This window comes from Kitasatospora sp. NPDC056181 (genome assembly GCF_042266225.1).
Taxonomy (GTDB): Bacteria; Actinomycetota; Actinomycetes; order Streptomycetales; family Streptomycetaceae; genus Kitasatospora.
Genome location: NZ_JBHJUK010000032.1, coordinates 61,046 through 68,282, shown reverse-complemented (window position 1 = coordinate 68,282; position 7,237 = coordinate 61,046). Strand labels below are relative to the sequence as shown.

General features: G+C 70.9%; 8 protein-coding genes, 1 tRNA gene and 1 other RNA gene. 5 read left to right on the top strand and 5 right to left on the bottom strand.

Annotated elements, in window-relative coordinates:
- A partial coding sequence (locus ACFC1F_RS15430; RefSeq protein WP_376158600.1) for a DNA polymerase III subunit gamma and tau occupies positions 1 to 1,357 on the bottom strand: 1,357 nt, incomplete at its 3' end.
- Between the two features lie 102 nt (positions 1,358 to 1,459).
- Positions 1,460 to 1,550: signal recognition particle sRNA small type (gene ffs / locus ACFC1F_RS15425), an RNA gene on the bottom strand.
- A gap of 123 nt (positions 1,551 to 1,673) precedes the next feature.
- On the opposite strand from ffs, the gene ACFC1F_RS15420 reads away from it, so the two are divergent.
- Positions 1,674 to 1,758: transfer RNA gene (locus ACFC1F_RS15420), tRNA-Ser, on the top strand.
- A gap of 83 nt (positions 1,759 to 1,841) precedes the next feature.
- On the opposite strand, the gene ACFC1F_RS15415 is transcribed toward ACFC1F_RS15420, so the two are convergent.
- Positions 1,842 to 2,303 carry an SRPBCC family protein gene (locus ACFC1F_RS15415; RefSeq protein WP_376158598.1) on the bottom strand — a complete coding sequence of 154 codons (462 nt, stop codon included), beginning with the start codon at positions 2,301 to 2,303 and terminating at the stop codon, positions 1,842 to 1,844.
- Positions 2,304 to 2,581: 278 nt separating this feature from the next.
- On the bottom strand, positions 2,582 to 3,397 hold the full coding sequence (locus ACFC1F_RS15410; RefSeq protein ID WP_376158596.1) for a helix-turn-helix domain-containing protein: 816 nt from the start codon (positions 3,395 to 3,397) through the stop codon (positions 2,582 to 2,584).
- A gap of 139 nt (positions 3,398 to 3,536) precedes the next feature.
- Here ACFC1F_RS15410 and ACFC1F_RS15405 point away from each other — a divergent pair, with 139 nt between their 5' ends.
- Together ACFC1F_RS15405 and ACFC1F_RS15400 are read left to right on the top strand one after the other, a co-directional pair.
- Positions 3,537 to 3,908: a VOC family protein gene (locus tag ACFC1F_RS15405; RefSeq protein ID WP_376158594.1), complete on the top strand. Its 372-nt coding sequence runs from the start codon at positions 3,537 to 3,539 to the stop codon at positions 3,906 to 3,908.
- 27 nt (positions 3,909 to 3,935) lie between these two features.
- On the top strand, positions 3,936 to 4,352 hold the full coding sequence (locus ACFC1F_RS15400) for an SRPBCC family protein (RefSeq protein WP_209416356.1): 417 nt from the start codon (positions 3,936 to 3,938) through the stop codon (positions 4,350 to 4,352).
- Between the two features lie 309 nt (positions 4,353 to 4,661).
- On the opposite strand, the gene ACFC1F_RS15395 is transcribed toward ACFC1F_RS15400, so the two are convergent.
- Positions 4,662 to 5,090, bottom strand: a complete 429-nt coding sequence (locus tag ACFC1F_RS15395) for a CBS domain-containing protein (protein ID WP_376158592.1) — start codon at positions 5,088 to 5,090, stop codon at positions 4,662 to 4,664.
- A gap of 257 nt (positions 5,091 to 5,347) precedes the next feature.
- On the opposite strand from ACFC1F_RS15395, the gene ACFC1F_RS15390 reads away from it, so the two are divergent.
- Both ACFC1F_RS15390 and ACFC1F_RS15385 read left to right on the top strand, forming a co-directional pair.
- Positions 5,348 to 5,797 (top strand): DUF5994 family protein, encoded by a 450-nt coding sequence (locus ACFC1F_RS15390; protein ID WP_376158590.1) that lies wholly within the window; start codon positions 5,348 to 5,350, stop codon positions 5,795 to 5,797.
- Between the two features lie 124 nt (positions 5,798 to 5,921).
- The gene (locus tag ACFC1F_RS15385; protein ID WP_376158588.1) at positions 5,922 to 7,190 is read left to right on the top strand and encodes an ATP-binding protein; all 1,269 of its coding nucleotides are present in this window, start codon (positions 5,922 to 5,924) and stop codon (positions 7,188 to 7,190) included.
- Positions 7,191 to 7,237 lie beyond the last annotated feature (47 nt).

Below are 7,237 nucleotides of genomic sequence, written 5' to 3'. Positions count from 1 at the left end.
GGGCGGGCGCCGCCTGGACGGGGGCCGGCTGGACGGGGGCCGGCTGCACCGGCGCGACCTGCACCGGCGGCGCCTGCACGGCCTCCACCGGCACCGGGACGCCCTGCCCGGGCGCCGCGGCGGGCACGACCGCCATCGGGGCCGCCGCGGCCATGGGCGGCGCCATCTGCCCGGCCACCGGAGCCGCGAAGCCCCCGGCCGACGCCCGCCGCTCCAGCTTGTCCAGCCGCGCCTGCAACGACAGCTCGTCGCTGTACGCGCCCGGCAGCATCACCCGGGCGCAGATCAGCTCCAGCTGGAGACGCGGCGCCGCGTTCCCCCGCATCTCGGTCAGCCCGGTGTTGACGATGTCCGCCGCACGGCTCAGCTCGGCCGCCCCGAAGGCGTCCGCCTGGGCCTGCATGATCGAGACCCGGTCCGCCGGGGCGTCGATCAGCCCCTTCTCGCCGGCGTCCGGCACGGTGGCCAGGATCACCAAGTCCCGCAGGCGCTCCAGCAGGTCCGTCACGAACCGGCGCGGATCGTGCCCGCCCTCGACCACCCGGTCGATCACCTGGAACACCGTCGCCCCGTCGTGCGCGGCGAAGGCGTCCACCACCTCGTCCAGCAGCGCCGAGTCCGTGTACCCGAGCAGCGCGGTCGCCATCTGGTACGTCACGCCGCCCTCGCCGGCGCCGGCGAGCAACTGGTCCATCACCGACATCGAGTCACGCACCGACCCGGCACCGGCCCGCACCACCAGCGGGAAGACGGAGTCCTCCACCTGGATCTGCTCGCGCCCGCAGACCTCGGCCAGGTAGTCGCGCAGCGTGCCCGGCGGCACCAGTCGGAACGGGTAGTGGTGCGTGCGGGAGCGGATCGTCCCGATCACCTTCTCCGGCTCCGTGGTCGCGAAGATGAACTTGAGGTGCTCCGGCGGCTCCTCCACCACCTTGAGCAGCGCGTTGAAGCCGGCCGAGGTCACCATGTGCGCCTCGTCCAGGATGAAGATCTTGTACCGGCTGTGCACCGGCGCGAAGAACGCCCGCTCGCGCAGCTCGCGCGCGTCGTCCACACCACCGTGCGACGCCGCGTCGATCTCGATCACGTCGATCGACCCGGGCCCGCCCGTCGCCAGGTCCCGGCAGGACTGGCACTCGCCGCACGGCGTCGGCGTCGGCCCCTGCTCACAGTTCAGGCAACGGGCCAGGATGCGCGCGCTCGTCGTCTTCCCGCAGCCGCGCGGGCCGCTGAACAGGTACGCGTGGTTGACCCTGTTGTTGCGCAGGGCCTGCTGGAGCGGAGCGGTCACGTGCTCCTGCCCGATGACCTCGGCGAAAGTCTCGGGGCGATAGCGGCGGTACAGGGCTAGGGACACACCACCGACGATATCGGGACGGGCCGACAAACGCGTCGCCCCTCGGTCACCCTTCGGCCCCTCGGCCACCCTTCGACCGGGCCGCCCCGCCCCCGGGAACGCAAAGACCCCTCGCGCACCCGCCAGAGCCCTCCTACCCTTGCTGCCTTCCGGCCCTGGGGGGGTTCAGAGAGATGACGCCACACGAGGGGCTGCCCCCAACAGTACCCGATCCCCGCCCTCCACCTCCACCACCCCGATCCGCAGGTCACGCCCCTCCCCCACCTACGAGATACGTGGTCGCGAGCACCCCTGAACATGTACTAAGCTCTCCCACGGAGGATTCGCCTAGAGGCCTAGGGCGCACGCTTGGAAAGCGTGTTGGGAGCAATCCCTCACGAGTTCGAATCTCGTATCCTCCGCCGGCAGAAGGCCCGGACCGCACAGCGGTCCGGGCCTTCGTCGTTTCGCGATCTCGACCTCCGCAGCAGTTGGCCCGCCCGCCTCAGTTGCCGGCGCCCAGCCGCCGGGCCAGCACTCGGCCGCGTTCGGCCTGCACCGCTCCGGCCTTCCCAGCCGCGTAGCGGAGCAGGCCGAACGGCGCGTGCAGCTGCAGCGTGTCGACCACCATAGACCCACCGCCGTCCCGGGCGGTGACGGCGAAGCGGTAGTCCATCCGCACGCCACCAGGGCTGACCACCTCGCCACTGACCGTCGCCTCGCCCGGCAGCCGGGCGCTCTCGGTGCGCAGGGTGACCTGGATGACGTTGTCGTGGCTGACCAGTCCGAGGAACCGAAACCGCTCGACGGCCGCGTAGTGCGTCACCCCGCCCTCGCACCGCACGTCCCGCACGTCCACGAGCAGCGGGGAGAGACCGATGTAGTTCTCGGGCTCCGCAAGATGTGAGAGCACAGCGGCGGGGGTCGCCGCAATGTCGTAGCTGCGGCTCAGTTCGGTGCTGGGCACGTCCAACTCCCCCTGTCCGGTCCGGATCCGGTCATCGTCGCGGACCGGGAACGATCGGTGGATGATCGCACCATCCCGCCGGCTCCGCCAGGCCATCGCGGAAAGCTCCTCGACACGGGCCGGATCAGGGGGCTCAGCGGAAGCGCATTGGGGACACCCCCTCACGAGTTCGAATCTCGTATCCTCCGCCGGCTCAACCGATGGCCCGGACCGCATCGCGGTCCGGGCCATCGTCGTCCTCCGTCTCGGTCGGCCCCGCCCCGCCAAGGTCGGCATGGTCAGTGTGCGGACGCCAGAAGTCGTCGCACCGCCGTCGGCGTGTGGCCCAGGTACTGGCGCATGGTCCGGGTCATATGAGCCTGGTCGGCATAACCGAGGTCGGCGGCGAGGGTACTGAGGCTCTGTTCGCCGACCTCCAGGCGGTCGAGGGCCCTGCCGATACGGACGCGGTGGCGGTAGCGGGTCACCGACACACCAAGCTCACGCGGGAACGCCCGGCTCAGCCGGTAGGGAGAGACACCGAGCAACTCGGCCAAGGAGAACAGCGTGTCCGAGGCCGGGTCTCCTTCGGTGATCGCCTCGCGGGCCGCTGCCACGAGGTCCCGGTCGTGTCGGGCGCACGCTTCGGCGATCGGTGTTCGTCCGGTCGTGATCCGGCCGATGGCGGTCGACAGGAGAGCCAGCAGTTCCTCGGAGAGCGCGAAGTCGACATCTCCCGACTCAGCAGCGGCGAGGAGGCGACGGTGAGCCAGGTCCAGACGCGGGTCGACGTAAACCGTCCGCGCGGCCTGCCCCGCGACGTCCCCGGTCAGGGAGCTCCACAGCTTCGGCGTCACGCTGATCGCCGTACAGAGATCACCGCCGACGGGGTGGGCGAAGCTCTCCTCCTCGGCCGGGGCTCCCACATAGGCCAGGGTCGCGTCGATGTCGGCGGGCACGCCGGCCGCCATCCTGCGGAACCGTCCGCGACGCACGAGCACCACGCGGTAGTCGTCGCGAACTTCCGGTGCCGACCAGCGAGTGTGGTCGTCGCGGCAGGCCACCGCGCTGATGTCGAAGTCGGGACGAGTGGCGACGGGAACGGCGGTGAGCACCCTTCGAACGCTACGCGGCCGGTCTGACAGCCGCGCAAGGATGTTCAAGACGGGGGCCTGTCGCGGGGAGCACGCTGGCGGGGTGCGAGGGCCGTTCCCTTCGCGCCTCGTCCAACACCGACACTCAGGAGTTGTCAGGATGCCTGCTCTCAAGCAGCTCGGCACGGTCGTCATCGAATGCGCTGATCCGGCCGCGCTCGCCGCGTTCTACCAGAAGGCCACCGGGTGGGAGATCGCCTACAGCGACCAGGACTTCGCGTCCCTGGGCGACGGCACCCCGGTCCAGCTCGCCTTCGTCCGCGTCGAGGGCCACCAGGCGCCGGGCTGGCCCGACGGCGCCACGTACATGCACCTCGACTTCACCGTCACCGACCTGGACGGCGCGACCGAGGAACTGCTCGGCATCGGAGCTTCCCGCCCCGTGTTCCAGCCGGGCGACGGCCAGTGGATCGTCCTCACCGACCCCGAGGGCCACCCGTTCTGTCTCACCGCCGACACCACCGGCAACTGAGCACCCCCACAGCGAGGAGACCCACCCATGGCGTCCATCCACCGCGACGTCCTGATCGACGACACTCCCGAGAACGTCTGGGCCGCTGTCCGCGACTTCGGTGAGGTCCACAAACGCCTCGCGCCGGGCTTTGTCACCGGCACCCGCGTCGAGGGCGACATCAGGATCGTGACCTTCGCGAGCGGCACCGTGGTGCACGAGCTGATCGTCGACATCGACGACGAGGCCCGGCGCATCGCCTACTCGGTGATCGGCGGCTCCCTGAAGGCCAAGCACCACCACGCGTCCATGCAGGTCATCAGCGACACCGAGAACCGCAGTCGCTTCGTCTGGATCATCGACGTGACACCGGACAGCCTCGGGGAGCCCATCGCCGAAATGGTCGACCAGGGTATCCGCGTGATCAAGCGCACCCTGGATCGAGAAGCCACCCCGGCCCACTGATCAGCAGGCCGCCGACACTCGGGCATGGTTGCAGTTTCGGTTGCATTCACCCTCGTACAGCAGTGTCCGAATCCTGCCGAACGAGCCACTCCGCCGCAGGTCAGGGCCTGCACGGCCTCCCCCGGACAGCCGGACGAACAATTGGAAAGCGCGTTGGGGGCAATCCCTCACGAGTTCGAATCTCGTATCCTCCGCCGGCAGAGGGCCCGGACCGCTCAGCGGCCCGGGCCTTCGTCGTGTGTGGCCTCGGTTCCGGTCCCCGGTCGGTCCGGCCGCATTCCGGCCGGGCAGCGGGGTGCACCGGCTGCTTCACGGGGTCGGTGCGACGGCGAGCAGGCCGGTGGCGCGGTCCGCGGTGAGGACGCCGAGGATGTAGCCGTCCTCGTCGACGACGGGCCAGACCGCCAGGTGCTTGATCTGCATCGCGATCGCGGCCAGGGCCAGACCCATGGTCGGCCAGGCGAACGGACCGCGCTGGTGCGAGGTGGCGCTGATCGCGGTCCGCTCGGTGCACAAGGGGAGGTCCAGGGACGGGTGGAGCCCGGTCCGGGTGACCAGCCCCTCGCACCGGCCGTCGTGGTCGCGGACGAGCAGGTACTCGATGTCGGCGCCGCGGAAGATGGCGTTGGCCTGGTCGACGGTGTTGTCGTCGGCTATCTGGTAGTCGCAGGGCTCCATGGCGTCGGCGACCGTGAGGCCGTGGCCGGGCCGTACGAGCTGGGGGGAGTGAGTGGTCACGGCGTTCACCGGTCCCGTCTCCGGCCGGCCGCCGGAGCGGAGCCTGCCGGACTGTCCTTCACCCAGAACGAAGCCGGAACGGGTGCCGGAATCGGAATGCCCTGGATGTCTTTGAGACTACTCCCGTGGTGGGCGGCCCAGTGAAGACTTTGCGGAGTAGCGTGGGAGACAACCGAGGACATTCCGCACACCGGCATCAGCGTCGACGTCGCCCTGGGTGATGACGGGTCCCTCATGGACCGGACGGGCGGCCTCGGATGATGCCGATCCCCCTCCCCAACCCTTCCTCCACCGGGCCGTGGTCGGTGCCCGGCAGCCCGCTGCTGCCGCGGCTGGAACTGGAGCCGACGATGTCGCGGGAGGGCGTCTTCGACGGTGCCTGGTGGCCCCGCTCGAACCACGTCGCCACCGAGCTGCCCGATCTGATCACCGCACTCGGCGCCCACTTCGGGCGCATCGTCCGGGTCGGTCTCGACACTTCGGCGTGGGACGTCGTGCCCCGGTCCGTCGCGGCGAACGGCCTGGTGATCAGGATCAACTGGTTCGCCGGCAGCGACGCGACGATCAGCGTCACCCGGGGCTTCCAGGACCACTTCCTGCTCCTGGTGGTACCGCCCGGCACCGCCCCCGCGACGGCCGCCTCGGCGATGGCCGGCGCCTCCGCGACCGGGAACCACACCCCGGCGGTGGAACTCCTGCTCGGCTGAGCGCTCCGGCACCGCCTCCCGGACCTCCGGCGCGAAGCGGCCGTGACCGCTCGTCCGGGCGGGCGACCAGGCCGGGACGGACCGATGATGGAAGTCCAGGGTGCGCGACGTTCGAGAGCGGCGTATGGCTGTTTGGCATGTCCGGGACTTCACGCCGGACGACCTCGAAGCGATGGTCCGGCTCGATGCCGAGAGCTCCACCACCGGTCGCCCCGCCGTCTTCCGCCTCGCCGACGTGGTCGCGGCGCTGCAGGCACGGGATCCGAGCGTCGTCGTGGTGGCCGACGGACATCTCGTGGGCGCGGCGGTGGGCCGGGTGGACGGGGAGCGGGCATGGGTGCTGCGCATCGCCCTGCACCCCGCCTGGCGCAACCTCGGCATCGGCACCGCCCTGCTGTCCGCGTTGGAGCACCGTCTGCGGGACGCCGGCGCCAGGATCGTCGCAGCGCTGCTGCCCGATGACGAGACCGGCGCCACCGCACTGGTCAACTCCGGATTCCGCCCCCATCGGGGGCTCACGTACTTCGAGAAGTCCGAGGCCGTCAGCGCCGAGGGCGCGACGGTCCTGGCGATGCTGGGCGCGGTCATGCCCGAAGCCCGTCTCTGGGAGCGGCTCACGGGCATGGCCGACGAGAAGCGGCTCATCGAACGACGCCTGGTGCTGCCCCTGGCCAACCCCGAGCTGGCGGACGCCCACGGGGTGGAACCGCCCCGCGCGGTCGTGCTGTTCGGCCCGCCGGGCACGGGCAAGAGCACGTTCGCCAAGGCCGTGGCCGGTCGGCTCGGCTGGCCGTTCGTCGAGATCTTCCCCTCCCGGCTCGCGTCCGGGGACGGGCTGGCCAGCGGACTCGGCCGCCGTTTCGAGGAGGTGGCGCAGCTCGACCACGTTCTGCTCTTCATCGACGAGGTCGAGGAGGTCGCCGGTACGCGCAGCCACGCCGACCCCGCGTCGGTCGGCGTGGCCAACGAACTCCTCAAGTCGATCGTGCGGTTCCGTGACCGCGACGGCCGGCTCCTCGTCTGTGCCACCAACTCGGTGGCCGCCCTGGACCCGGCGTTCCTGCGCCACGGCCGGTTCGACTACGTCCTGCCGGTCGGGCCGCCCGACTCCGCGGCCCGCGTCGCGCTGTGGGCCGGCTACACGGCGAAATCGGGTACCGCCGCCGACACCGCGGTCCTCGCCGGAGCCAGCGAGGGCTTCACTCCGGCCGACATCAGGCAGGTCGCCATGGCGGTCGCCCAGAGCACGTTCGAACGCACGCTGGACACCGGGGAGCGGACCCAGCCCAGCACCCAGGACTATCTGGACGCCATCCACCGCACCCGTCCGACCGTTTCCGAGGAGATGGCCCAGGAGTTCGCCGACCAGGCGGCCCGCTACGGGCGTGTCTGAGCGGGCCGGGCGGAGCACAGACCCACCGTGGTTGCGGTTGTCTCCGC